At 64.9% G+C, this 25,673-nt stretch carries 16 protein-coding genes; 10 read left to right on the plus strand and 6 right to left on the minus strand.

The genetic code is table 11. The features are described from left to right. Window positions 1-14 precede the first annotated feature (14 nt). On the plus strand, window positions 15-1,760 hold the full coding sequence (locus C2L71_RS06740; RefSeq protein WP_103265016.1) for a sensor domain-containing protein: 1,746 nt from the start codon (window positions 15-17) through the stop codon (window positions 1,758-1,760). A gap of 123 nt (window positions 1,761-1,883) precedes the next feature. Further along, on the plus strand, window positions 1,884-3,071 hold the full coding sequence (locus C2L71_RS06745) for a pyridoxal phosphate-dependent aminotransferase (protein WP_103265036.1): 1,188 nt from the start codon (window positions 1,884-1,886) through the stop codon (window positions 3,069-3,071). A gap of 156 nt (window positions 3,072-3,227) precedes the next feature. On the opposite strand, the gene C2L71_RS06750 is transcribed toward C2L71_RS06745, so the two are convergent. Further along, window positions 3,228-4,457 (minus strand): 4Fe-4S binding protein, encoded by a 1,230-nt coding sequence (locus tag C2L71_RS06750; RefSeq protein WP_103265017.1) that lies wholly within the window; start codon window positions 4,455-4,457, stop codon window positions 3,228-3,230. Between the two features lie 267 nt (window positions 4,458-4,724). Here C2L71_RS06750 and C2L71_RS06755 point away from each other — a divergent pair, with 267 nt between their 5' ends. The 6 genes from C2L71_RS06755 to C2L71_RS06780 are packed head-to-tail and all read left to right on the plus strand — an operon-like array spanning window position 4,725 to window position 12,644. Then, complete coding sequence (locus C2L71_RS06755; protein ID WP_103265018.1) at window positions 4,725-5,420, plus strand: polyphosphate polymerase domain-containing protein; 696 nt, start codon at window positions 4,725-4,727, stop codon at window positions 5,418-5,420. A gap of 10 nt (window positions 5,421-5,430) precedes the next feature. After that, a complete protein-coding gene (locus C2L71_RS06760) occupies window positions 5,431-6,117 on the plus strand; it encodes a DUF4956 domain-containing protein (RefSeq protein ID WP_103265019.1) in 687 nt (228 codons plus the stop codon). 9 nt (window positions 6,118-6,126) lie between these two features. After that, a complete protein-coding gene (locus C2L71_RS06765) occupies window positions 6,127-7,662 on the plus strand; it encodes a CotH kinase family protein (protein ID WP_103265020.1) in 1,536 nt (511 codons plus the stop codon). A gap of 10 nt (window positions 7,663-7,672) precedes the next feature. After that, window positions 7,673-10,078: a hypothetical protein gene (locus C2L71_RS06770; protein WP_103265021.1), complete on the plus strand. Its 2,406-nt coding sequence runs from the start codon at window positions 7,673-7,675 to the stop codon at window positions 10,076-10,078. Next, complete coding sequence (locus C2L71_RS06775; protein ID WP_103265022.1) at window positions 10,078-11,211, plus strand: HEAT repeat domain-containing protein; 1,134 nt, start codon at window positions 10,078-10,080, stop codon at window positions 11,209-11,211. The genes C2L71_RS06770 and C2L71_RS06775 overlap by 1 nt, the downstream gene beginning before the upstream one ends. Then, window positions 11,208-12,644, plus strand: coding sequence for a glycosyltransferase family 2 protein (locus C2L71_RS06780; RefSeq protein WP_103265023.1), 1,437 nt, complete (start codon window positions 11,208-11,210; stop codon window positions 12,642-12,644). Before C2L71_RS06775 ends, C2L71_RS06780 begins: the two co-directional genes overlap by 4 nt. 121 nt (window positions 12,645-12,765) lie before the next feature. On the opposite strand, the gene C2L71_RS06785 is transcribed toward C2L71_RS06780, so the two are convergent. Next, a complete protein-coding gene (locus tag C2L71_RS06785; RefSeq protein ID WP_103265024.1) occupies window positions 12,766-14,016 on the minus strand; it encodes a hypothetical protein in 1,251 nt (416 codons plus the stop codon). Beyond that, the gene (locus tag C2L71_RS06790) at window positions 14,013-14,387 is read right to left on the minus strand and encodes a hypothetical protein (protein ID WP_103265025.1); all 375 of its coding nucleotides are present in this window, start codon (window positions 14,385-14,387) and stop codon (window positions 14,013-14,015) included. The genes C2L71_RS06785 and C2L71_RS06790 overlap by 4 nt, the downstream gene beginning before the upstream one ends. 144 nt (window positions 14,388-14,531) lie before the next feature. Here C2L71_RS06790 and C2L71_RS06795 point away from each other — a divergent pair, with 144 nt between their 5' ends. Further along, window positions 14,532-17,171: a winged helix-turn-helix domain-containing protein gene (locus C2L71_RS06795; RefSeq protein WP_103265026.1), complete on the plus strand. Its 2,640-nt coding sequence runs from the start codon at window positions 14,532-14,534 to the stop codon at window positions 17,169-17,171. 327 nt (window positions 17,172-17,498) lie between these two features. Here the strand turns inward: C2L71_RS06795 and C2L71_RS06800 are convergent, their stop codons facing one another. Both C2L71_RS06800 and C2L71_RS12285 read right to left on the minus strand, forming a co-directional pair. Next, entirely contained in the window at window positions 17,499-19,088 is a 1,590-nt protein-coding gene (locus C2L71_RS06800) for an InlB B-repeat-containing protein (protein WP_239926436.1), read from the minus strand. After that, a complete protein-coding gene (locus tag C2L71_RS12285; RefSeq protein ID WP_239926431.1) occupies window positions 18,970-22,353 on the minus strand; it encodes a hypothetical protein in 3,384 nt (1,127 codons plus the stop codon). The genes C2L71_RS06800 and C2L71_RS12285 overlap by 119 nt, the downstream gene beginning before the upstream one ends. 157 nt (window positions 22,354-22,510) lie before the next feature. On the opposite strand from C2L71_RS12285, the gene C2L71_RS06805 reads away from it, so the two are divergent. Then, window positions 22,511-25,066, plus strand: a complete 2,556-nt coding sequence (locus C2L71_RS06805; protein ID WP_103265028.1) for a winged helix-turn-helix domain-containing protein — start codon at window positions 22,511-22,513, stop codon at window positions 25,064-25,066. A 128-nt stretch (window positions 25,067-25,194) separates the two neighbouring features. Here C2L71_RS06805 and C2L71_RS06810 read toward each other — a convergent pair whose 3' ends face one another. Then, window positions 25,195-25,518: a hypothetical protein gene (locus C2L71_RS06810; RefSeq protein WP_103265029.1), complete on the minus strand. Its 324-nt coding sequence runs from the start codon at window positions 25,516-25,518 to the stop codon at window positions 25,195-25,197. Between the last annotated feature and the right edge of the window lie 155 nt (window positions 25,519-25,673).

The raw sequence follows: 25,673 nt of genomic DNA on the forward strand, positions 1-25,673 counted from the left end.
GAGAGAAGCCTGTCATGGCGCACGTTCCTGATCGTCCGACCCACTCGTCGCTCGTAAGCGAAGGGGACAGCATCCTTGCGGACACTCTCCGCCTGAGCGTGAGCAAGCACAAGATCGACGAGCACTTCACCCTCGTATGGGCCAACCGCTACTACTACGACTTCATCGGCTATCCCAAAGACGAGTACGAGGCGCTGTTCCAAAATCGACCCGACCTCTACTTCGCGGACAATCCCGAGGACTTCGGCGTCATCGCCGAGCATGTGACGGAGGCGCTCGAGAAGAACACGGGCGGGTACGAGTGCATTGCCGGGCTGAACGTGAAGGGCGGCCACAAATGGGTGAAGTTCGTCTCGACGTTCCTTGACGAGTACGTGGACGGCTGCCAGCTGTCCTACACCACCATGACGGACGTAACCGACCTGGTGGAGGCGCAGCAGCACTTGGAGGAGGCGAACGTGGAGCTGGAGCGGCTCGCGTTCGTGGACCCGGTGACGAAGGGCTTCAACCAGACGCGGTTCGACCTGACTGCCCGCCGCGTTATCGACCAGGCCGAGCTGGGGGCCTATGCCCTGGTGGCGCTGGACCTGAAGAAGTTCAAGCTGCTCAACGAGATCCAGGGTACGGAGAGCGGCGACATGGTGCTGCGCTTCGTGTACGACCGCCTGCGCGCGCACCTCGACGGGGACGAGTGCGTGGGCCGCATCAACGCCGACGCCTTCAACGTGCTCATGCGCGACGAGGGCGCGCAGGCCATGTACGAACGCATCGACGGCATGGTTCAGGATATCAACCGCTTCAACGTGGATGCGGAGCGGCCGTACTTCCTCTCGTTCACGGTGGGCGTGTACCCTATCGACGACACGAGCCTGCCCATGACGCTCGTGCGCGACCGGGCGAACGTTGCGCGCGGCTCCAGCAAGGAAGCATCGAATGCCCGCCACTTCACCTGCATGTTCTACAGCGACGTCGACCGCCAGAACCTGCTGTCCGAACAGGATATGGAGAACCGCATGCACGGCGCGCTCGAGCGGGGCGAATTCGTGGCGTACTTCCAGCCCAAGCAGCTCCTGGCCGACGGCTCCATCGGGGGCGCCGAGGCGCTCGTGCGGTGGATCGACCCGGTGCGCGGTCTCGTGCCGCCCGACGACTTCGTGCCGTACTTCGAGCGCAACGGCTTCATCATCAACGTTGACCTGTGCGTGTTCGAGCAGGTGTGTGCCCTGTTGGCCTCGTGGATCGAACAGGGGCGGCAACCGGTGCCCATCTCGGTGAATATGTCGCGCGCGCACCTGCGCGAGCAGGATTTTCTCACGCCGTACGAGAAGATCCGCGCACGCTACGGCGTGCCGGCGTCGCTCATCGAGTTCGAGCTGACCGAGACGCTGGTGTTCGGCGACCCCGAAACGTTCAAGGGCGTGATCGACCTGCTGCATGCGCGCGGCTACCGCTGCTCGCTCGACGATTTCGGCAGCGGGTACTCGTCGCTCAACGTGCTGAAGGACGTGGACATCGACACGATGAAGCTCGACCGCGCGTTCTTCTCGGCCGGAGACGATGCCGGCCAGCGCGAGTGGGACGTGGTGGAGTCGGTGGTGGATCTGGCGAAGAAGCTGGATCTGGGGACGGTGGCCGAAGGCGTCGAGGAGCCCGGCCAGGCAGCCCGCTTGCGCGCCATCGACTGCGACATGCTGCAGGGCTACGTATTCTCCCGTCCCGTGCCGGTGGCCGAGTTCGAGCAGATGCTGTTCGGGGAATAGCTTTCGGCGCTTCCGTCGCGTGCGTCCACCCCGCTCATGCGCGCGTTCGACGTCTCGGCGCGGACGCGTTGTGCTACCCTGTTTTTCGACAAAAACAAGCGGCAAGACGAGGACGTGGTGCATATGGTGAACGAGAGGATGTACGGGCTGGGAGCGGAGCCGAGCGCGATTCGCGAGCTGTTCGCGTACGGCATGGCGCGCAAGGCGGAGATAGGCGCCGACAACGTGTTCGACTTCAGCATCGGGAACCCGAGCGTGCCCGCACCCGACGCTGTGAAGCAGGCCGTGCTGGAGCTCATGGAGGAGGAGCCGAGCGCGCTGCACGGCTACTCGCCGGCCGCCGGCGACCCGCGCGTGCGCTCCGCGGTGGCCGACCATATCCGGCGCCACTTCGACGTGCCGGCCTCGCCCGACCAGGTGTACCTGACGGCGGGTGCCGCGGCGGGGTTGGCCATCTCCATCAGCGCCATCACGCAGCCGGGCGATGAGGTTATCGTCATCGCGCCGTTCTTCCCCGAGTACCAGGTGTGGATAGAGACCGCCGGCTGCACGCGCGTGGAGGTGCCGGCGCACGTGCCCGACTTCCAGCTTGATATCGACGCGCTGGATGCGGCCATCGGGCCCGCGACGGCCGCCGTCATCATCAACTCGCCGAACAACCCGGTGGGCGCTGTGTACACGCGCGAAAACCTGGAGGCCCTCGCCACGCTGCTAGCGCGCAAGGAGGCCGAGCTGGGACGCAAGATCTACGTCATCAGCGACGAGCCGTACCGCGAGATCACCTACGGCGCCGAGGTTCCCTACGTGCCGTGCGTGTGGCCGCGCACCATCGTATGCTACTCGTACTCGAAGTCGTTCTCGCTGCCGGGCGAGCGTATCGGCTACGTTTACGTGTCCGACCTCATGGACGACGCGGCCGAGGTGTCTACGGCCGTGGCCGGCGCCGGGCGCGCGCTCGGGTTCATCTGCGCGCCGGTGCTGTTCCAGCGCGTGATCGCCGCCTGCATCGACGAGCCGAGCGATGTGGCGTCCTACGCAGAGAACCGCCGCCTGCTCACCGAGGGCCTGGGCGCGCTGGGCTACGAGTTCGTGGAGCCCGACGGCGCGTTCTACCTGTGGGTGCGTGCGCTTGAAGACGACGCTCAGGCGTTCAGCGACCGCGCGAAGGCCCACGAGCTGCTGCTGGTGCCGTCCGACAGCTTCGGTGTGGGCGGCTGGGTGCGCGTGAGCTACTGCGTTTCGCGCGCTACCATCGAGCGCTCGATGCCCGCGTTCAAGGCCCTGATGGAGGAGTACCGCGCTGCCCGCTGAGCGATGCGGGCGCATGGCCTTCAGGGTTGATCCTGAACCGAAACCCCCGGTGCGAGTTTTCTGTCATTGCGCATGGGCTTCGGCGGAATTCACTCCTGCGGGGGATTGGGGACGTGCAGGACGGGGCCGCCTGAGCGGCGCTCGGCGACCGACGTGCTATTCGGGAAGGATGCGGCGCTCGGGGAGGACGCGGCGCTTGGGAATGACGAGCTCGCACGGATCGAAGGCGAACAGCTCATCGACCGTGAGGCTCTCATCGCAGACGAGCGCGCCGTAGCGGCAGACCTCGACGCATGCGCCGCAGTCGCGGCAGCGCGCAGCGTCGAATTCGAGCACCGTCGTGCCGCCTGGGCCCTTCCTGGACTTGCGCAACGCGCCCGTGGGGCAGAACAGCGCGCAGTGGGCGCAGCCCGAGCATCGTTCGAAGTCGATGCTCGCACGGGGGGCGAGCACACGGGGGACGGTATCTGCGCCATCGGGGAGGCCGACCGCATGCAGGTCGTCGAGCAGCTGCCAGCGTCGACGGTCCGGTTCGGCGCTGTCCGCCTCGCCTGCTTTGCCGACGATCGCCTCCGCTTGAAGGGCTGCTGCGCTCGTTGCGGCGTCGACGATTGTCGCCCGTGCACGTGAGAGCAGCCCGCGCCGCGACATCCCGCCATCGGTCCCGCTCCGCGCATCTGCATCTGTGCGCTCGTCGATCAGCTCGATTGTTCCGTCCAGCTTCCAGAGATCGGCGATGCGCCGTGCTCTTTGCGCCGTGCGGGGGAGTTCGCGCACGGCGTGCCGCTGAGGGCAGGTCGTGCAGGCGCAAGCGGACAAAACGACGAGCTGTGCTCCTTCGGCTACCGCGTGCACGAGCAGCGCCTCATCGATCCAGGCGAGGCAGGGGAGAACGATCGAAGCGCCGTCGACGCCCTCCGCATCGCGTTCGCAGACGAAGGTCACGTGCGGCGCACCGGGCTTGCTCAGCGAAGAGCCTTCCTGCTCGCCTTGATCGATGTCCGTGCTCCCATTCGACGCCGTACGCTCTCGGGCGCTGCGGAGGCAGACGGCGCGTGCGGCGTGTCGCACGGCGTCAAGGAGCGCATCGTCCGAGAGCGCGCCCATCGCGCCTAGGGCGCCCGTCGGACAGGCTGCGACGCAGCTGCCGCAGCTCGTGCATGCCTCTGCATCGATGCGCGGGCGCGCGGGTTCGGGCATGCCGAGAACCCCATGCGTTCCCGCAGCGTCGAGCAGGTCGAACGACACGGCTTCCATGGGACATGCATCGAAGCATGCCGTGCAGAGCTCGGGCAGGCCGCGTTGTGCGAGGCAGCGTTCTTCGTGCAGTAAGGCCGCCGCCGGATGTTCGATGGCGCGCTGGGCTAGGTCGATAAGATCGGGCATTCTGCCTCCCCTCCCGGTCTCCGGGCTTCAACGAACTCGCTGGTTCATTCTACGACGAGCGCTCTTGGTTGTCCTTCAACTATTTCGGACGGGCGGGACTTACCCGTGCAGGTCGATACGCCCTCTTTCAACTTTCCTTTGATACATGCGAGTCGGCGACAACGCACCGGATTCCTCGAAAAGCCGAGTGCTAGAATCGTCGGGCGGAGGGTGTGATCGGCTGCCGCACGAGAAGATAGCGCGAGGGCACATGGATTCGGAAAGCGTATGAGACAGGTCAGCCGCAAAGAGAAGAAGTTCCTGGCCGATGCGATGAATGCGAAGAAGCTCGAGCATGTGCTCGAACAGGTGCTCGCAGAGGATTCCCACAATGGCTTGTTCGGCTACTCCGTTCGATCGCTGTACTTCGACACGCTGCACGACCGCGATTTCGCAGAGAAGCTGTTCGGCGTCGACCCGCGACGCAAGGTGCGCCTGCGTGTGTACGACCCGGCGGCCGGCTTCGCACTGCTCGAGCTCAAGCAGAAGCAGGGCGAGCACCAACGCAAGCGCTCGTTGTCCTTGACGCAGGCCGAGGTGTGCTGCCTCATCGACGGCGACTTCGACGTGCTGCTCGAGCATCCGGAACCCTTTGCGGCGGAGATGCACGCGCTCATGAGCATCAACGGCTACATGCCGAAGGCTATCGTGGAGTATCGCCGGAAGGCGTTCGTCGCACGGGAAAACAAGATACGCGTGACGCTGGACAGCGACATTCGGGCGACGGAGTTGAACATGGACCTGTTCGATCCGGCGTTACCCCTATACCCGGTGTTCGACCCGTTCAACGTGGTGCTGGAGGTGAAGTTCGACGGGTTTCTGCTCAGCTATGTCAGATCGGCGTTGAACATGGTGGACAAGAGCGAGCTTTCGGTGAGTAAGTACTGCCTGGCGCGTGGCGTGCGCATGGCGTACGAGTTTTAGGGGAGAGAGTGTGAAAGAGCAACTGTACCAACTGTTCCAGGGCACGGCGACGGGCGCGCCCACGTTGGAGGACCTCCTGCTGCGCGTCGGGGTTTCGGTGGTCATCGGCCTGGCCATCTTCGTGTCGTATTGGATATCGCACGCCGGCACCATCTACTCGCAGAAGTTCAACATCAACCTCATCACGCTCACGGTGCTCACGGCCACCGTCATGACGGTCATCGGCAACAACATCGCGCTGTCGCTTGGCATGGTGGGCGCCCTGTCCATCGTGCGCTTCCGCACGGCCATCAAGGATGCGCGCGACACCACCTACATCTTCTGGGCCATCATCTGCGGCATCTGCTGCGGCGTGGGCGTGTTCGCGGCGGCGGCCGTCGGAAGCGCGGCCGTATTCGTCATCTTGCTCATTCTAGGCCGCGTGCGCAACGACGTGCGGACGCTGCTGGTGGTGCGTGCTGCTCGCACACAGGAGCTGCCCATCGAGGGCAAGGTGTATGAGTACTTCGGCAGCCGCGCCGTGCAGCGCGTGAAGAACACCACGGAAACCACTGTCGAGTTCATGTTCGAGCTGTCTCGCGGCATACTCGACCGCGCGCAGAGACGAGCCGAGCGCCCCATCACCGACGAGCTGTACGGCCTCGGCGGCGTGGAGTACGTGAACATCGTGGCGCAAAACGACGAGATCGGCAGCTAGCGTTTGCGTATGGAGGCGTTACGAGGCAGGAAATACCAGCTCATAACCATCGCGGCCATCGCAGCCGTCGTGACAGCTGCGGCTGTGGGCACGCTTATGGGCAGCAATGCCACGCTCCAGGGCTACGTGCCCCAGCACGAACGCGCGCGTGCGCAGGACGTGCAGGTAAACCAAGGAACGGCCATCGATGCGGAGAGTTTCGCAAGCCATCTTCCCGTGGTTTCCATCGACACCCACGGCCAGGATGTTCCCGGCGACGTTCTCTATGTGGAGGGCGAGCCGGTTCTGCGCGACGACGACCGCACCGTGCTCACGACCGCACCGGACGGCAGCGCCGACATCACGGCCGACTTCCGGCTGTACGACGGAGCGGAAGGCGATGCGAACCGCCTGAGCGACGCGCCGAGCGTGGAGTCGAAGACGCTCGTCCATTACCGCGGGCATCGTTCGCGCGAGTTTCCCAAGCGCAACTACAGCATTCACCTCGTCGACGACGCCGGCCTGCCGCGCAACGAGAAGCTGGCCGGCATGGCGAGCGAAAACGCATGGGTTCTGAACGGCCCATACCTCGACAAGAGTCTCATTCGCAACTACGTGAGCTACACGCTGGGCCAGCATCTGCGCGTGCTTTCGCCCGACGTGCGGTTTTGCGAGCTTTTCATGGACGGCGAGTACCGCGGTGTGTTCCTGCTCATGGAGTCGGTGAAGGAGGGGGGCAACCGCGTAAACCTGACCGAGCCCACGGGGAGGGGCGATACGACCAGCTACCTTTTGAAGATGGATCGGCCGGATATCGATGCGGCATCGCTCGAGGATTTCGGCGCGTGCACCGAACCGAAGCGCAGCGAGTTTTCCGTGCTGTACCCCTCGGACGAGGAACTGACGCAGGGACGGATGGACTGGATCGCCCAAGATATGAATGCGCTTGAGAAAGCGCTCTATTCCTACGACTACGATACGAGCGACTATGGCTATTGGACAAGTCTTGACGTGGATAGCTTCGTCGACTACTTCGTGTTCAACGAGTTCACGATGAACTACGATGCGGGCACGTATTCCACGTACGTCTACAAGGATCTTCGCGGCAAACTGACCATCGGTCCTTTATGGGATTTCAACAGCGCCTACGACAACTATGTCGATCGCGCTTACGACGATTGCGAGGGGTTCGCCATGGTGGACCGCTACTTCTACTACATGCTGAGCAAGGACGAGAAGTTCGTCGAAGCGGTGATCGACCGCTATCACGAGCTGCGCCAAGACCTTCTGGCGGACGAGTATGTATGCGCCTACATCGACGAGACCGTGTCGTTCCTAGGCGATGCGGCCGACCGCAACTGGGAAGCGTGGGGATACACGTTCGATCCGACGCAGGTGCGCGTAGGAGGCAAGCTCGCGCCCGACGAGCGCAACCCCGCCACCTACGACGAGGCGGTCGAGCAGGTGAAAACGTTCGTGCAAGCGCGTGGTGCCTGGCTCGATGCACACATCGAGGACCTGCGCCAGTTCTCGCACGAGTCCGCTGTCAAGATGAACAACCACTGAGGTCGGGGGTATGAAGAAGTTCATCATCGCTGCCATCGTCCTGTTCGCCCTGGCCTTGTGCGGGCTGTATCTTTACTTCTACCAAGGTTGGTCCGTACTGCCGCTTCACGAAGGCGACGTGCAGGTTCAGGTGAAGACCGAGGGCCGCAGCGTGTTGCTCGATCGCGGCGAGGGGTTCGAGGAGTTCGAGATACGCGGTGTGGATCTGGGGGCGGGCGAACCGGGTCACTTCGCCACCGACTACTCCATCGACAAGGAGACGTACCTGCGCTGGTTCAAGCAGATCCAGGATATGGGCGCCAACTCCGTCCGCGTGTACACGTTGCTGGGCGATGCGTTCTATCAGGCGTTTTACGAGTACAATGTGGACAATCCGACCCCGTTATACCTGATGCACGGCGTGTGGCTTGACGACTACGCCGGGTACTCGCACATGGACGGTTTCGATGCCGAGTACCTCGGCAAGCTCACGTCCGACAGCCAAACGGTGGTGGACGCGCTGCACGGGCAGCGCATGGTGGAGCTGGGCCGCGTAGCGGGTACGGGGTCGTACCGGTGGGATGTGTCGCCCTGGGTACTCGGCTACATCCTGGGCGTGGAGTGGGAGCCGAGCACCGTCGCTTATACCGACCTCCAGCAAGGCAATCGGCGCGGATACGAAGGCTGCTATTTTCGCGCGTCCGAGGACGCGACGCCGTTCGAGAACATGCTCGCCCAGCTGGGCGACGAGGTGGTGGGCTACGAGAGCCGTCGCTACGGCGAGCAGCATCTGATCGCGTTCTCCAACTGGCCGAGCACCGACCCGTTCAAATATCCCGAACAAGTCGAGGAGACGTTCGACAAATACGCCGCCGTCGATGCGGAGCATGTGCAGGCCACCGGAGAAGTGAAGGCAGGCATGTTCGCGTCGTACCATGTGTACCCGTACTTTCCCGACTATGCGCGCTATGTGGAGGAATTGGCGCAGACCACGGACGACCTCGGCGAGGTGAATACCTATTACGCGTACCTGAAGACGCTCGTGGACCATCACAGCATGCCGGTGGTCATCTCCGAGTTCGGCATTCCCGCCGCGCGGGGCATGGCGCAACAGGATCACAATACCGGACGCAACCAGGGCCATGCCAGCGAGCAGGATCAGGCGCGTGATCTTGTGCGCACGTACCACGACATACGGCAGGCGGGCGCGGCCGGGTCGTTCGTGTTCGAGTGGCAGGACGAATGGTTCAAGCGCACGTGGAACACCGTGTATGCCACCGATCAGCAGAAGACGCCGTACTGGCCCGACTGGCAGACCAACGAGCAGTTCTTCGGTCTGCTCGCATTCGATCCGGGCCGCGAGCGCAGCGTGAGCTACGTGGACGGCGACCTGGAGGAGTGGGATGGCGAAGATGCGGTTACGCAGGGCGACGGCGTGACGGTGAGCGCGAAATACGACGAGAAGTTTCTATACCTCATGGTGCGCACCGAGGACGGTTCGGCGTTGGGCGACGACGTGTACTTGCCGATCGACACGACGCCGAAGAGCGGGGCGTACGGCAACGCCGCCGCCATCCTTTCCTCTTGGGGCCGGCCCCAAGACGATGCGCCCGAAGCCGGGGGCGTCGCGGGAGTTGAGGGCGGGGCGCCCATCGAGGGCGACGCGGTCGCCGCAGACGGCGAGGCCGAGTCCGAGGAGCGCACGTTCGTAGACGCGCAGGCGGGCGAGCTGCCTCGCATGACGTTCGACCGTGGGGTGGACTTTATCGTCGCGCTTCACCGAGAGGGCGAGAGCAGGGTGGCGGTGCAGGAGCGTTACGAATGCCTGCGTCCCATGATGATGTGGCGCTTGGCACTGGACGACGCGTTCGCCGATCCGCCCGCATCGGACTCGACGACGTTCCGCACGATCGAGCTGGCGTTGCGCACGGTGCGGGACGCGGCCAACGACGCCGAAGAAGCGATCGCCATCGGGGCGGACGACCCTCGCACGTTTGAGACGGGCCTGCTGCGCGAGGGCGACGGCAATCCGGCGCACGAGGGGTACGACTCTCTCGCCGACTACCGCTTCGGCCGCGATTTCGTGGAGGTGCGCCTGCCCTGGCAGCTGCTCAACTTCTCCAGTCCGTCGGAGATGCTCGTGCACGACGATTACTACGAGCGCTACGGCGTGGAGAACCTCGCCATCAAGGGCATTGGAATCGGGGCCGTGCAGAACGCCGAAGGCGCGCTGGTTTCCCTTGCCGACGTGCCGCTGGAGGGCTGGGGCACGCAGCCCGAGTATCATGAACGGCTCAAGGCGTCCTATTACGCCTTGCAAGAGGTGTGGACGTCGGCCGATCCGGCGGCGGCCGCCGCAGCGACGGCACGCGAGGCCGTCGAGCCGGAAGGTTTGCAGCCGGAGGTCGGCGCTCGGGCGGAAGCGGACGGTCTCTGATGCGTATCGAGTGGATAATCGCGCTCTATCTGTTGGTGAGCGTCATGATGATCCTGTTCAACTTCGGCTTCCTGGCATACGAGAAGCTGCACGCGCGGCGGTTCGATGTTCGAACGAAGCGATTCGCAGAGCTTCTTGGCCAGGAGATCGAGCGCAACGCCGAGTTTCCCACCGACGAGCACAAGCGCACGCTTGAGCGTGCGATGCATCGGATGGCCGGCATGGAGTCGTTCGACCTGACGATGGAGCGCCTGGTGCGCGAGGGATCCGATAAGAGCGAGCGCTACCTGCACGGCATCGCTGCAGTGTTCGGCCATCTCACGTACTATTTTGCGAAGAAGGACGACCTACATCGCGCCTACTTCGCCTACATCGTGAAACGCTGGTATCGCGAGCGTCCGGCCGGCGACATGGTGGAACAGGCGCTTCTACACTCTGTGCGCGAAGGCTCGTTCTACGCGCGGCAGAATGCGCTCGAGGCGCTGGCGCAGGTGGGAAGCGCCCGTGCGCTGGCCGAAGCCATTGCGACGCTCGAGCGCGACGGCGAGTTCCATAGCCCCAAGCTGGTAACGGAGGCCGCGCTCGCGTTCGCGGGCGAACCGACGGAACTCGAGGACGAGCTCGAGGTGCGCCTCGCGCGCTTCGGCGCGCAGACGAGGGCGGCCCTCGTCAACTACCTGCGCATGGCGGGCCTCGGCGACCCCGATCGGGTGCTCGCCCTTTTGCGCGATGGGCGGGAGGGCCTCGAGGTGCGCCTCGCGTGCATCCGCTACTTCATGCGCCGACACTGGCCGCCTGCCGAAGCCGACCTAATCAAGCTGGCAGCTGACGACGACCCGGCGCGTTGGGAGTATGCAGCCGTCGCGGCCACGGCGCTGACGAACTACCCCAGCATGAAGGCCGTCGAGGTGTTGAAAGGCTGTCTGTCCAGTCCTTCGTGGTTCGTGCGCAACAACGCGGCGAAGACCTTGTACGGCTACGGACTCTCACTCGAGGATCTCGCTGATGTATTGGACGGTTCGGATGCCTTTGCACGCGACATGGTCACCTACCATTGGGAACTCAAGCGCATGGAGGAAGAGGAGCGCGAACGCGCGAAGCGGGGGCAGGGGAAGGAGGCGGAGCCGGCGTGATCGCCACCACCGTGACAGCGGCGTCTGCCGTGCAGGGCTTCCTGTACTTCGTCGGCGTGTTCTTCGTGCTGTACCTCATCGGGTACTCGACGTTTTTGTTCCTGTCCGTGACGGTGGGTTCATCCATCCTGTACCGGCGAAAGCGCGAGGCGCACTACAAGAGCACGCTCGAGGTGGACTGCTACGTGCCCATCTCCATCATCGTGCCCGCGTTCAACGAGAGCGTGACGGTGGAGAGCTCGCTTCGCTCGCTGCTCAACCTCGACTACACGCTCTACGAGGTCATCGTCGTGGACGATGGCTCCACCGACGATACCGCCCAGAAGGTCATCGACGCCTTCGGCCTGCACCCCATCGACCGCCCCATCCGCCGACAGGTGCCCTGCACGCCCGAGCACGGCGTGTGGTACGGCCATGCCGGACGCATCCCCGTCACGCTCATCTCCAAAGGGAACGGCGGCAAGTCCGATGCGCTCAACATGGGGATCAACGCGTCTCAGTATCCGTATTTCATCTGCATCGACGCCGACTCCGTGCTGCAGTACGACTCGTTGCGCGAGATAGCCGCGCCGCTCGTGGAGCACGAGAACGTGGTGGCCGTGGGCGGGCTCGTGCGCATCTCCAACGGCATCAGCATCAAGGACGGCCGCCTGACCGCCTACTCGCTGCCGAAGAAGATCATCCCTGCCATGCAAGTGCTGGAGTACGACCGTTCCTTCCTGTCGGCGCGCATCTTGTTCGACCAGTTCAACGGCAACCTGATCATCTCGGGAGCGTTCGGGCTGTTCCGCAAGGACCTGGCCATCGCGTGCGGCGGCTACGACCTGGACACGGTGGGCGAGGACATGGAGCTGGTCACGAAGCTGCACGTGTTCTGCCGCACGAACAACAGGAACTATCGGATAAAGTATGCGCCCGACGCCATCTGCTGGAGCCAGGCGCCCGAGACCCTGCGCGACCTGGTGAAGCAGAGGCGGCGCTGGCACACCGGCCTGTTCGAGACCATGACGAAGCACTGGCGCATGTTCGCCAACCTGCGGTTCGGGCTGGTGAGCTTCTTCTCGTACACGTACTTCTTGATCTACGAGTTGCTCTCGCCCGCCATCGAGCTGTTCGGCCTGCTCACGGTGGCGCTGGCTGTGGCGTTCAACTTCATCAACATCCCGTTCATGCTCATGTTCTTCGGCATTTACGCCGTGTTCGGAGCCGTCATGTCGCTTACGGCGTTCTTCTCGCGCGTGCAGACGCGCGACCTCAAGCTCTCGCCGCACGACGTGGCGAAGGCGCTGCTGCTGTCGCTCTTCGAGGTTACCGTCTTGCGTTTCGTTTTGGCCGCCACGCGCATGATTGCCCTCGTGGGCTATCGCAAGAATCACGGCCGTTGGGGCAGCATCGAACGCCAGAAGATCGATGCCGAGAACCGAACCCCATAACGACGATCCCGCGCATCGAGTGCGGCGATGCGACTGCGGGCACGTTCGCGCCCGTGATGAGCACGAACGTGCCCGTGATAAACGAGCGTCGGGCGAAGCGATGACTTCCCGGCATACGTTCTTATCGTCGCTTGGAGTCGCGCAGCTGTCGGCGCGAGGCTCGTAGGGCCAAGGCGCAGGACGCTCCGGCAACGAGAGCTGCGACGCCCGTGACGGCCACGATCAGGCCGGACGGGGTGGTGTCGCCGGTGTGGGCCAGGAGGTTGCCCGGCGGGGCGGTCTGGCAGGTCGTCTGCGGCGTGTTGTCGTTGCTCTGTGCGCCGCTGATCGTGGTGGCGGGTTTCGCCTTGTAGCTCACGTTCACCTGCACGGTGGTGTCTTCGTAGTTGCCCATGTCGGCGAGCGCCACGGTCACGGTGTCCGATGCCGCGAGGCCTGCCCCGCCTTTCGAGGTGAACGTCAGTTCGCCGGTCGTGGAGTCGATGGAGGCGGTTGTCAGGCCGTTCGCCGTATACGCGCTCACCGCGTATACGGGCCCGCCGCCCAGGTCGCTCGGCAGGTTGATCATGCGTGCGAGGTCGAACGTCATAACGCTGCCCGGTGCGTCGAACAGGGTCACGGAAGGCTGCGAAAGCGCGGGCGCGGGCGCCTTTGCGATCGAGAACTCGAAGCTGTTGGGTTCGAGGGTGAACGACTGGTCTTCGGGAACTGTGAAGACCACCTGGTAGGTGCCGGCGTTGATGGGGGCGTAAGTGTTGATTTGCTGATATCCTGCGGAAGGGGCCTTGGGGGGATTGTACGCCGTGCCGTTGATGCCTTTGTACTCGACGTCAAAGGGCCCGTTATAGTCCATCTCGTCAACACCGTTGTCGGCGGGGATCCTGGTCACGGGAACTCCGCTGTAGCCTTGCTGGCGCGTGCCGTTGTAGACGAGACCCGTATCGGCGCATTTGGGTAGGGTGAGCTTGTAGGCTGGCTTGTTCGCAGCCGCCACGATGGCTCCTGTCGTAGAATCTGTTGCGTCTTTCGCCGCTTCAACGGCTCCCTTCGAAGCGGGCGTGTCGGCTTCCGTCACGGCAGTCGGTGTGCCTGCTGCAGGCGATTCGCTCTGAGCGCCAAGGGAGGGGGCAGCTTCCTCTTCGAGGTGGACCGACGGCAGCTCACCGAAAGCGTCCTTTGGCGCCTCAGCCGTGATGGCGTCGACATCTGATATGTCCTGCTGGTCCTGTGCAAGCGCATCGTCGGCGCCGAGCAAGACGAACGTGGCGAAGGCGAGGGCCGCTATACAGACGAGCAGCGTGGCTTGCGCGCGGAAGCGTGCGTGGCAATGCGCGATGGGCCTGTCAATTGATCGGTTGTTACTGCTCATCATGATTTGCTCCTTCGATGAATCGGCGCAGTGCTGTACTCGAGGCGGTCCGGCGTCAGCGAGGCTGCAAGCGCGGTGCGCAGATCGACGCCCATCTGGCGGATGCCCGAGCCTTCGAGCTCGGTCAGGTATCCCGAGTGGACGGCCATATCGAGGTAGTACGTAACCTCGTCGATCGCGGTTATCGACTCGCGGACGCGCACGGCTTCGCTGTCGAGCCCGAGGCTATCGATGTCGCGCGCCGCCATGCCCGCCCGCACGCCGGCGGCCAAGAGCTCGGCTGAAAGGGGGAAATGCTCGGGCAGCTCGCGCAGGTAGCGCACCAGCTCCGCGACGCGGATGGCGTAGTCGAATGCAGCTATCGATCGGTCCATGTGCTTCCCCTTCCTGCCAAGGCGCGGCCGTACCCTGCCGTCGCTTCGACTATACCCGCCGAGAATAGGCGGCGGTATCGGCCGGTATGAGGGTTTTGGGCTATACTGTGCTCCGTGAATCGGTCGAAGAGGACGGGTGCTGAAATGAGGGCTGTGAAGTCGGGCGAAGCCGAAGGGGAACAAGACGGCGCCCGCGCGTGCGACCCGTGCTCCGAGCTCATATTGAGCGATAAGTTCGCCCCGGCGGCCCTCCCTGACGTGTGCGCGCCGCGGCTGCGCACGGTGGATGCGATCGAGCGCGCCTCCCGCAAGCGCTTCGTATACGTTGCCGCGCCTGCGGGTAGCGGCAAGACGATCTCGACGCTTCTCTGGATCGAACAGGCCAAACGGTCGACGGTGTGGATCGGGCTCGACCGCTACGACGACGTGCCCTCGGTGTTCTACAAGCTGCTCGCGACGGGCCTGTACTCGACGCAGCCCGAAAACGCCGCCATGCGCGCCATGCTGGTGGACCCCTCGTTTTCGGCGTCACCCGTCGAGCACGCGATGCGCCTGGTCGAGGCGATGCAGCGGCCGCAGCGCCGCAGCGCGGTCGTGTTCGACGACTTCCATCTCATCGAGAACCGCGAGATCGTCAAGTCGCTGCCCTCCGTGCTCCGTCTGCTTCCGAGTACGTTCGCGGTGCTGCTCCTGTCGCGCACGCCGCCGCCCAATGCATGGCGCGAGTCCGATGCGGAGACCGCGCCGACCGTGCTCGGCGCCTCGGAGCTCGCCTTCTCGAAAGACGAGATCAGGCAGTACTACAATGCGCTCGGCAGGTTTCCCACGCCCAGCGAGGTGAACAAGCTCCACACCGCAACCGAGGGGTGGGCCATCGGGGTTGCGGCGCTCGCGAAAGCCGGGCCGGCTGCCTCCCTTGAGCACGGGCGCATGCTCGAACACTATTTCGCCGAGCAGGTATGGAGCACGTGGGACGACGACCTGCGCGCGTTCTGCCTGGCGACGAGCATCGCTGACGAGTTCGACGGGGAACTCGCGCGCCTTCTGACCGGGCGCGACGATGCCATCGAGGTGATGGGCGGCCTTGCGCGCACGAACACGTTTCTGATGCGCCTGCACGGCGATACGTATCGCTTCCACCATCTGTTCCTCGATTTCCTCAGACAGAAGGCGGAATGCGAGCGCACCGACCACGCCGAGCTCTGCAAGCGGGCTGCCGAGCATTTCCGCGTGCGGGGCGATTACACGCGTGCGCTCAGGTTCTGGCTCGAGAGCGGCGAGTTCGGCGGAATGGACACGTACCTCGTCTTGTTCCTTTTCGAGAACAACCGAGGCTCGGTTGCCGATTACGCCGACTTCCTGCGCACGCTTGATATCGACGCGCTTCCCGATTCGGCCTATCGCGAGTGCCCGCCTTTGCGCGTGTTGGCCGCGTGGTTCGCCTATCTCACCAGCCAGCGCGAGCGTTTCGAGTACCATCTCGACGAGCTGTACCGGGCGCTTCCCCGCATCGCCGCATCCGATCCGCGGTTCGTGGAATTCGCCATCCTCGCATACAGCGTCGATCATCGCACGACTATCATCGAGAAGGCGAAGCGGTTCGGCTTCTTCGCGCGGTTCGTCAAGCGGTTCACGCCCGAAGGGCTTGCGACCAAGATCGCCTCGTTCACGCACAACCTTCCGTATCCGCACCGCAGCAACCTCGACTACTCGGCCATCGCGCTCGAAAAGGGGGGAATGGATCTGCTCGGACGGACGTTTTCCCCGCTGCTCGGCACCGAATGGCGCTACATCTACCCGCTCATCCCCGCGTGCTTCGATTACGAGCGAAACCGCCTGTCAGAAGCGCTTTCGGGCTTCGAAAGCACGCAAGCCGCGCTTATCCCCGAAAACAAAGAGGACGGGCGGCTGTGCGTCATGCTGATGAAGCATGCGACGTTGTGGCAGCTCGGGCGCGCAGCCGAGGCCGACAGCGCGCTTGCCGAGCTTGCGACGTACGCGGCCGGCGAGGCCCCCCATTTCCTCCCCAACCTGAAGGCGTACCGCGCGAAGCTCGCGCTGTTCGGGGCCGACGAGGACGCTGCGCGCACCTGGCTTGACGAGTACTTCGTCACCGAGACGAACCACATCGAGCTCGTGCGTGTGTTCCAGCACTTCACCACGGCGCGGGCGCTCGTTGTGCTCGGCCGCGCAAGTGAAGCGGAGGCGCTGATCGAGAGACTTCTCGCGTTCGGCCGCGACTTCAACCGCCCGCTCGATGCGGGCGAGGCGGGCGCGCTCAAGGCATCGCTTCTGTGGGCGTCGGGGCGAACCGACGAAGCGGTTCATGCGCTTGCGGAAGCGCTCGTGACGCTCGGGCCGTACGGGTTCATGCGCGTGGTCGCCGACGAAGGCGCATCGGTCGTCCCAGTGCTCGAACATCTTGCTGAGCAGGGAGAACCGCACGTTCGCGCCGGCAGCGCGCCGAACGGCTTCGGGGCGGACGGCGCACCCGATTCCGCCTTCGTGGGGCAGGTGCTCGCGGCAGCGCGCGAGCGCGCGCAACGGTTCTGCGGCATGACGGCGCGCTTCGGCGAGAGCGAACAGACGGTGGCGCTTTCGCCGCAGCAGAAGCTCATGGTTGAGCTGCTCTCCCGCGGTATGAAGAAGCCCGAGATCGCCCAGCGGACGGGGTTGTCGCTGTCCACCGTGAAGAGCCACATGGGCGCGCTCTACCAGAAGCTCGGCGTGCACAGCGCCATGGACGCCGTGCTGAAAGCGCGCGAGCTGGGACTCGTGGAATAAGGTTCGGCCGGAGGGCCGTCCTCTCATTCATACATGACGGGCTCTTTCGGCCCTGCCAGTACCACGTCGGATCGGGAAGCGGCGAGGTCTTTCAGCTCATCGGTGAAGCTGCCGATGCTGAACAGCGCAAAGGATACCGTTCGTCCCTGTTCGTGCTATGAAACTCGCTTGGCTTTTTTCTCGAGGTTCCGATCGCCTGGTTCTTTTGAAGTTGCATTTTCTCTTTTTCGACTGCCGGTGCAAGACGCCCGAAGGGCCGTACGACGTCGCTTGCGGCGTAAGGCCCTGTGCGGGGAACGGCCGATAGGGATATGCCTCGCGTCATCCCTACCGATCGCCCCCCTTTCCACGGAAGCCGAGCGATGCGGCCAGGGCGGCGCCGGCCGTTACGGCGGCTACGGCTAGGAAGTGAAGCGGGCCCTGGTCGCCGGTCTTGGCGAGGAGTTTGGGTTGCGCGGGGTCGCTCGAACCGGGCTCGGGTTCCTGCTGGGCGAAATCCGCGTAGCCGTAGAACGCTTCGTCGCCGATGCTGCCTGCCGGTATGGAGCCCGGAGCCTTTTGCGTGAACAGCGAGTCCGCGTACCAGGCGTTCGTGCCCGCTTTGGCGCCCTCGAACGTGGGCGGCGCGATGGGCAGCTCGCCGTCGAGTACCGTGTGGGAGGTCGGGTTTCCTGCGGGGTTCTTGCCGATGCCCGCGAAATAGAACAGGGGATACTCGATGAGCCTCCACTTCGCGTACAGGCTGATGTCGCCCGTCGCGCCGCGGGGGATGGCCGTGACGGGCTGCGAGAACGAGCTGTCGGCGAACCATCCCTCGAACGCGTAGCCCTCCTTCGAGGGGTCGCGCAGGGTGACGGTCGTGCTGTCGTTCATGAGCGTAGCGGGGTTGTCGGTGCTGTTCGTGCCGCCGTCCAGCTCGTATGAGACGGCGTACTCGTTCTGCGACCAGGCGCTGTACACCGTCGTCTGCCCGGGGCCGGACGCGAACGGGGGTTCAAACGGGTTTGCCAGGTCGGCGTCGGTGAACCAGCCATCGAACTGGGCGCCCACCATCGCGGGGGCGATGCTAGGCAGGGGCATGTGCTTCGTGAGGGCGTACGTCGGTCCGCCGGGCAGAAGGCCCTCGGTGTCGCAGGTGAGCAGGTGGGCGGCGCGCTCTGGCAGGACCACGCCGTAGTTGATGATGAAGTACTCGTTGATGGGCAGCACCTTAGTCACCGTGGGGCTGTCCAGCGAAAGGCGAGCCTCGACTTCAAACACCCGCGGTCCGTCATCCCCCGAAGGAGTAAGGGGCCAGTAGCTTGAGCTTGGATCGGAGGCGGGATAGTCGCCTTGAAGCGTATGCAGTCCGTTAGTGAGGGCGAGGTCCTTGCTCGTTCCGACCTTGTGGCTGCCGTTCTTGTAGGTGTGCCTGGAGAGGGTGATTCTGCCGAGACATGGGTCGCCCGCAGCGTCCATCACGGTGAAGGTCATGTCGAATGTGCAGCCATAGGGGACGAAGAACTCGTCGCGGTGCTGGACGATGGTGCTGCCGTCGGTGGGCGTCAGTTCGAGCGTGATGGTCGGCACCATCCTGAGCGTCGCCGCAGCTGCGTCGGGGTCGGCGATTGCGCTCGTTTGCTCGACGCCCAGCCGCGCCGGTTGCGAGCGCACCGTCGGCACCACGCCGCTTGCGTTGACCGTCCGATCCATCACGTCCACGCAAAAGAGCTTTCCGTTCCACAGGGTGTCGGCCGCGTCGATGGCGTAGTCGGGCCCTGTTTCCCCCACGACGGGCTTCCATTCCGCATAGTTGGCCTTACCCTTGTCGGTGTCGGTGATGGAGGCGATGTCGAGGTAGAACCACTGGTAGCTCAGGGTCTCGCCGCGCTGGGAGTGCGCGCGCACGGAAAACGTGGCGGCGGTCCCTCCGAACACGGTCACGCTTTTCGGCTGCTCGTCGATGGCGGGGACGTCGCCGCCTATCGTGGTGCCGACGATCGCCGGGCTGTAGGCGCTCGGGTTGCTCTGGCCCAGGTCGTCGTAGGACTGGAACCGCACCTGCCGGGTGTCGCCCGCGGCGAGGCCGTCTTCGATCCAGAACCTGCCCTCGTCGACGCCCAGCACGTTGCCGGCGGGCACCGTCCACTGGGTGTTGCTCGTGGGCAGCGCCACGCCGTAGGCTCCTGCGGGACGGGTGGTGTTGTTGCTCCAGGCCCAGATGATGCTGTGTTCGTTCGCGCTGTAGGCCATGGGGTAGAGCGGAAGGCTCTTCGGCGCGGCGCCCGACCCGGTTCCCTCCACCACGTAGCCGATGACGAGCGGGTTTTTCGCCACGGCATCGGTCTGCCACACGGCCAGGTGCACGCCGTAGGCGTATTCGTTGCCGTTGTTCGTCAAGTAGGAAAGGGGGTGCAGCGAGGGCAGCGACGTGGAGAACCGCGCGCCCTTCGTCTGCGAGGACACCCAGCTGGCGCCGCCCGTCGCCTCGGCCTTCCATCCCGCATGTCCGCTCACGGACAGGGCGATGCCGACCGTCTCCTGGGCTTGCACGGCCAAGGACATACCCCCCCACCGTTATATCGAAGCCGTTGGTGAACTGGGACGTGTCGGTTACCGTGATCTCTGCCGACGTCGCCGAGCCCTTGTCGGCGGCAACCTGCACGTTGGGGCCCGCGAGCAGGGCGTTGCCGTTGTTGTGCACGTTCGTGATCTGGCTCGTTTGAGTGGGATAGGTGGTGGGGTCCCCCTGCGTGTGCGGGAACACGGCGGCCATGTCGATGGTCGGCACGTCCTTGGATCCCACGTTCGCCGCCGCATTGTTGTAATCCTCGAGCGTCATGAGCCCGAGGGTGGCATCGTAGGTGTTGTCCACCTTGTAGGCCACGTGGACGTTTCCCGCTTTGGTGCCCACCTTTTCCGGCCCCCACTGCGTGCCGGGCGCGGCGTGCTTGTTGTATTCGTCGAGGTAGTCCTGCGTGACCGTGAACTCGGGCACGTACACGTCGTACTCGTAGACGACCACCGGCACCGCCGAAGTCACGACCATGGTCCTGCCCGCGTACTCCTCATACGTTAGCGCGCGTTCGACGTTGCGCTCATGATAGTAGCTGCCCACGTAGTTGAGCATCGCCTCGAAGTCGAAGCCGCCGCCCAACATGGCGCTGTTTCCGAGGATCCCGGCGCCCAGGAGCAGCTCGGCGGACATGTTGAAGCCGCCGCCCAGGCCCCATCTGCCCTCGGTGCCCGCCGATTCGGACGACGAGATGCCGAAGGTCGTGGTGCCGATGTCCGTCTTCTCCTCGCCGAGCCGCTCGTCGGAGAGCTCGCTCCAGTAGGGCACGCTGGCCAGGATGGCGAGGGGTTGCGGCGCGCTCCAGCCGAACGATTTGGACTTCAGCGCGAACTTGAACGCGTTGTTCTTGTTGATATCGCAGGCGGCGATGGTCAAGAACGTGCCGTTGTCGTCGGTGCTCGCGTTGTGGATGAAGCTGGGATCGGTGTCCTCGGTTGCGAGCTTGCCGCTGCGCTCCAGCACCCAGCGCACGTCGAAGGTGACCTTGTAGTTGCTCGATTCCACCGCCCCGCTCTGCACGATGAGCTGCTCGGTGCCGATGTTTGTTTTGGCGAAGTTGCCGGATACCGCTTTGGTGATGAAGTGGTTGCGGTTGCCCGTCAGGTTCATATGGTACAGCGAGGTGAAGCTGCCGTCCCTGAAGTGCGCCGCCTCCGAATCGCCCTTCTTGTTGGTGGACGAGAGCGAGAACACGTACCCCTCCAAGAAGAGCAGATCGTTCGCCTCGGAGCGCAGGAACTTTCCCGTTGCGAGCGCTGCGGGCGCGCACATCTCGTACTGCACGAAGATATCGCTGAGCGCGGGCACTTCCTGCGGGACGTCCCAGACGTACTGGTAGATTTCCTTCACCGTGTCGAACGTGAACATCTGCACGAGGTTTTTCTCCGGAACCATCCAGCCCACCTGGTCGCCTTTGCTGTAGGCGTTGTAGTGGCCGGCCATGATGAGCTCGGGTACGCCGTTGCCGTTGAGGTCGGTCTGCAGCGTCGAGGCGAACCGCATGCGGTAGTCCCCGAAGTCGGGGATGTACTTGTAAACCTGCTCGAGCTGGGACCACGATCCCCCGGTCTTTCTCGAGTAGATGGCCATGAATGAAGGCGTGCTGCGGAACCCGAGGCTGTTATGGTAGGTGAGCGGCAGGCTCATGGTGACGACGAGGTCGTCGTAGCTGCCGTGCGAGAACGTGGCCAGGTGGACGATGGGCATGAGCCAGTCGCTGAATTCGCCGCCGAAGCTGGAATGGATGTCGCCGAGGTAGATAACCTGCTCGTTGACGAACGCGTTCTTCGAGGAATCGAAGCGGTAGATGACGATGTGGGGACCTGCGGGGTAGGGGTTGTAGACGGCGAGCTCCTGGTTTCCGTCGCCGTCGAAATCGCCGCCGACCATGGCCAAGAGCCCGAGCGAGCCCTCCTGCTGGATGTGCTCCATGATGAGCGGGTCGTTTTTCGCGGTCAGGCCGTGGCGGACCCGCGCCAGCGTTTGAACCTGCCCGTTCGCGAAGCGCTGCAATTGGATATCCTGTCCGCTTTCGCGATTGTTGCCGTGACCCGACTGATAGGTGCCCGTGTAGATGGTGTTCGAGACGATGAGCTGCTCTCCGCTATGTTCGAGCGTGCACGCGTTGTTCGCGTGGTACTGATAGTCCTTCCAGTTGGTGTCGAGGGTGGTTGACCCCAGGGTTTTGCGAGCCATGCTGTCGAGCTTCATCGAGGATGCGGCGAGCGCCTCGAGGCTGTCGGCGACGTAGGCGCTCCCCTTGTCGTAGTCGGTTCGGTTCACGTAGCCCACGTAGAGGTTCTGCGGGTCGAGCGTCGTGAAGCCCGCGAGGGGATCGCTCGACGTGTCGTCGTTGAAGTCGGCCGGCGCGACGGAGGTGTCCAGGTTGAAGGCGTGGTACGTCGAGGCGTCGGGGAAGTAGTTCTGCGCGTTCGCCTGCGACGTTGCGGCTGCGGCTGCGGTGTCGGCCGATGCGGGTGCCGCAGCGTCGAGCGCCGCTTCGTCCGCGTGCGCGCGAGGGATGAGCGGTCCGACGGAGCCGAGCGAGCATGAGATCGCCACCACGCCTGCTCCTGCCACGAACGAGCGCCTTGTCAACGTTATGCTGCTGCCGTGTTTCTCGGACATGCCTGCTCCTTGCGTACGGGGTTGAAACTCTATCGATCCAGTCGCATTTCATTTCGAATATACGCTCGGGAGGGGGTCGGCGCTATCATACGGTATGAGGTTTTAGGGTATACTCTCGGTAAAAAAGACGGGTTGCGGCACAGTGAAAGGGGCGGCGATGCCGGACGATCTCATCCTCAGCGACAAGTTCGCTCCGGCGGCGCTGCCGGACGTGTGCGCGCCGCGCCTGCAGGTGGTGGATGCCATCGAGCGCGCCGTGCGCACGCGGCGCTTCGTGTACCTGGGCGCGCCGGCGGGCAGCGGCAAGACGGTGTCGGCGCTGCTGTGGCTGAAGCAGGCGAAGCGCGCGTGCGTGTGGATCGGCCTCGACCGCTACGACGATGTTCCCTCGGTGTTCTACAAGCAGCTGGCCCTGGGCCTGTTCTCGGTGCAGGCGGGCAACGACGGCCTGCGCGCCGTGATCGAGGAGCCCGGGTTCTCGCTTTCGCCGGTGGAGCACCTGGTTCGGTTGCTGGCCGAGATGACGCCGCTCGAGCGCCGCTACGTCCTGGTGCTGGACGACGTGCACCTCATCGAGAACCGGGAGATCCGCAAGTCGCTGCCCGACGTGCTCAAGCGCCTGCCGCGGGCGTTCAGCGTGCTGCTGCTGTCGCGCGGCGTGCTGCCCGCGGAGTGGGCCGCGCTCGGTGCCGACGGCGGCCCGGCCCTGCTGGACGCGGCCGACCTGCGCTTCACGGCCGACGAGATACGCGGCTACTTCCAGGCGCTCGGCCGTGACCTCGCGCCCGTCGAGGCGGGCGCCCTGTTCGACGCCACCGAGGGGTGGCCCATCGGCGTGGCGGCGCTCGCGAAGTCCGACCGCGCGACGAGGGGCGGCAGCAGCACGCTGTTCGCGAGCTTCTTCGAGGAGCAGGTGTGGAACACGTGGGACGAAAGCCTGCGCGCCTTCTGCGTGGCCACCAGCGTGGCGGAGCAGTTCGACCCGGCGCTTGCCGAGCTGCTTTCGGAGCGCGCCGACGCGGCCGCCGTCATGGAGGAGCTTGCGCGCACCAACACGTTCCTCATGCGGCTCTCGGACAGCCTGTACCGCTACCACCACCTGTTTCGCGACTTCCTGCGCGAGAAAGCCGCCGAAGAGGGCGTCGACCGCGCCAAGCTGTGCAAGCGGGCCGCCGAGTTCTTCCGCGCGCGTGGCGACTACACGCAGGCGTTGCGGTTCTGGCTGGAGAGCGGCGATTTCAAGGGCATGGACACGTACCTCTTGCTGTACCTGTACGAGAGCAGCAGCGGCTCGGTGGCCGACAGCGCCGACTTCATGGGCACGCTGCGGCTGGACGACCTGCCGGACCACGCGTACCGCGACTGCCCGCCGCTGCACATCCTGGCGCTGTGGTACGACTACCTCACCGGCCAGCGCGAGCGGTTCGAGCACCATCTGGACGAGCTGTACCGCGCGCTGCCGCGCATCGCGGCCTTCGACCCGCGGTTCATCGAGTCCGCCACGCTCTCGCATAGCATCGACCACCGCACCACCATCATTGACAAGGCGCGGAAGTTCTCGAAATTCGGGCGCCTCATCAAGCGCTTCACGCCGAAGGGCCTGGCCACCACGCTCACGTCGTTCACACAGAACCTGCCGTACCCCCACCGCAGCAACGTGGACTACTCGGCCATCGCGCTCGAAGAGGACGGGATGGGGCTTTTGGGCACTACGTTCGCGCCGCTGCTGGGCACCGAGTGGTGCTACGTGCGCCCGCTCATCCCAGCCTGCTTCGAGTACGAGCGCAACCGCCTGGATGCGGCGCTTGCGGGCATCGACGAGGCGCGGCGCGCGCTCGTGCCCGAGAACAAGGAGGACGGCCGCGTGTGCATCGGCATCATGGAGCATGCGGTGCTGTGGCAGATGGGGCGCGCGGACGACGCCGCCCGCGCGCTGGCCCAGCTGGAGGCCTACGTTGCGCAGGAAGCGTCGCAGTTCTTGCATAACCTGCGCGCCTACCAGGCGAAGCTCGCGCTGTTCGACGCCGATGCCCGCGCGGCGCGCTCATGGCTCGACGAGTACTTCGTCGTGGAGGCCGAGCGCATCGGCCTCGTGCGGGTGTTCCAGCACTTCACGACGGCGCGGGCGTACATCGCGCTCGGACGCGCGGAGGAGGCCGAGGCGCTGCTCCGCGACTTGGCCGAGTTCGGGCGCGGCTTCAACCGGCCGCTCGACGTGGGCGAGGCGGGCGCGCTTTCGGCGGCGCTGCTGTGGGCGCGCGGCCGAAAGGACGAGGCGGTGGACGCGCTGACGGAGGCCCTGGAGACGCTCGCGCCCTACGGGTTCTTCCGCGTGGTGGCCGACGAGGGCGCATCGGTGGAGCCGGTGCTGAAGAGCTTAGCCGCGCGCATTGCGCGCCCCGGCTACGACGGCCCGCTCGAGCGCGGTTTCGTGCAGGAGGCGCTGCTGGCCGCGCACGAGCGCGGCCGCCGGTTCCGCGGCGTGTGCGCGAACCTTGCCGCGCCGCGCGCCGGCAAGCCGGTGAAGCTGTCCCGCCAGCAGGCGCGCGTGCTGTCCCTGCTGGCGCGCGGCCTGCGCACTCCCGAGATAGCCGAGCAAACGGGCCTGACCGTCCCCACCGTGAAGAGCCACACGGCCGCGGCCTACCAGAAGCTCGGCGTCCACAACGCCATGGACGCCGTCCTCAAGGCCCGCGAGCTGGGGCTGCTGTAAGGGTCGCGCTACGCGCGCTTGTGGTGCGCGAGCACGCGAAGCGCGGCCCTTACTCGGTGCTCAGATGCTCGGGGCTTCGCTGCGGTGAATACTCGGCGGGCTGCCGGGTGGAGGTCGAAGGGTCGCCGTCAGTCCCGCTTGGTGCGGCGGCGCCTTCCTGCGGCAAGGCCGATGGCGAAGACGGCCGCTCCCGCCGTGCAAACGAGCAGATCGAGCAGGCCGCTGTCGCCGGTGGCGGGAAGCGCGGTCTTGGGTTGGAGCTTAGCCGATGGCTCGGGCTTGGACTTTTCGGGGCCAGCGGCGACGGCGAGGGTGCCAGGTTCGTATACAACCTGGTAGCACGCCTGGTTATCCACGGTTGCCCCGGCGATGGCGATGGTGCAGCTCCCGGCCGCCGTCGTATCGCCTACAATCGACAGGCGGGGTTCTTGGATGACGCGGTCGGAACCCACGAGCCCTTCGACGGTGTACTCAAGCGATGGGGGGGGGGTTACCCGCCGTCATCGAGGCGTTGAGCGCGCGGAAGGTGAGCGTCGGCTTGTCGATGGTGAAGTCGAACGCGGTCGAGCCCATGCATACGTGGCCCGGCGAGATTGCTATCGTCACC

This window comes from Enteroscipio rubneri, from assembly GCF_002899715.1.
Lineage (GTDB): Bacteria > Actinomycetota > Coriobacteriia > Coriobacteriales > Eggerthellaceae > Enteroscipio > Enteroscipio rubneri.

Bases quoted from the DNA above. Each gene is read 5' to 3' on its own strand.
- C2L71_RS06740 (WP_103265016.1), top strand. From the start codon at position 15: ATGGCGCACGTTCCTGATCGTCCGACCCACTCGTCGCTCGTAAGCGAA.
- C2L71_RS06745 (WP_103265036.1), top strand. From the start codon at position 1,884: ATGGTGAACGAGAGGATGTACGGGCTGGGAGCGGAGCCGAGCGCGATT.
- C2L71_RS06750 (WP_103265017.1), bottom strand. From the start codon at position 4,457: ATGCCCGATCTTATCGACCTAGCCCAGCGCGCCATCGAACATCCGGCG.
- C2L71_RS06755 (WP_103265018.1), top strand. From the start codon at position 4,725: ATGAGACAGGTCAGCCGCAAAGAGAAGAAGTTCCTGGCCGATGCGATG.
- C2L71_RS06765 (WP_103265020.1), top strand. From the start codon at position 6,127: ATGGAGGCGTTACGAGGCAGGAAATACCAGCTCATAACCATCGCGGCC.
- C2L71_RS06770 (WP_103265021.1), top strand. From the start codon at position 7,673: ATGAAGAAGTTCATCATCGCTGCCATCGTCCTGTTCGCCCTGGCCTTG.
- C2L71_RS06775 (WP_103265022.1), top strand. From the start codon at position 10,078: ATGCGTATCGAGTGGATAATCGCGCTCTATCTGTTGGTGAGCGTCATG.
- C2L71_RS06785 (WP_103265024.1), bottom strand. From the start codon at position 14,016: ATGATGAGCAGTAACAACCGATCAATTGACAGGCCCATCGCGCATTGC.
- C2L71_RS06790 (WP_103265025.1), bottom strand. From the start codon at position 14,387: ATGGACCGATCGATAGCTGCATTCGACTACGCCATCCGCGTCGCGGAG.
- C2L71_RS06795 (WP_103265026.1), top strand. From the start codon at position 14,532: ATGAGGGCTGTGAAGTCGGGCGAAGCCGAAGGGGAACAAGACGGCGCC.
- C2L71_RS12285 (WP_239926431.1), bottom strand. From the start codon at position 22,353: ATGTCCGAGAAACACGGCAGCAGCATAACGTTGACAAGGCGCTCGTTC.
- C2L71_RS06805 (WP_103265028.1), top strand. From the start codon at position 22,511: ATGCCGGACGATCTCATCCTCAGCGACAAGTTCGCTCCGGCGGCGCTG.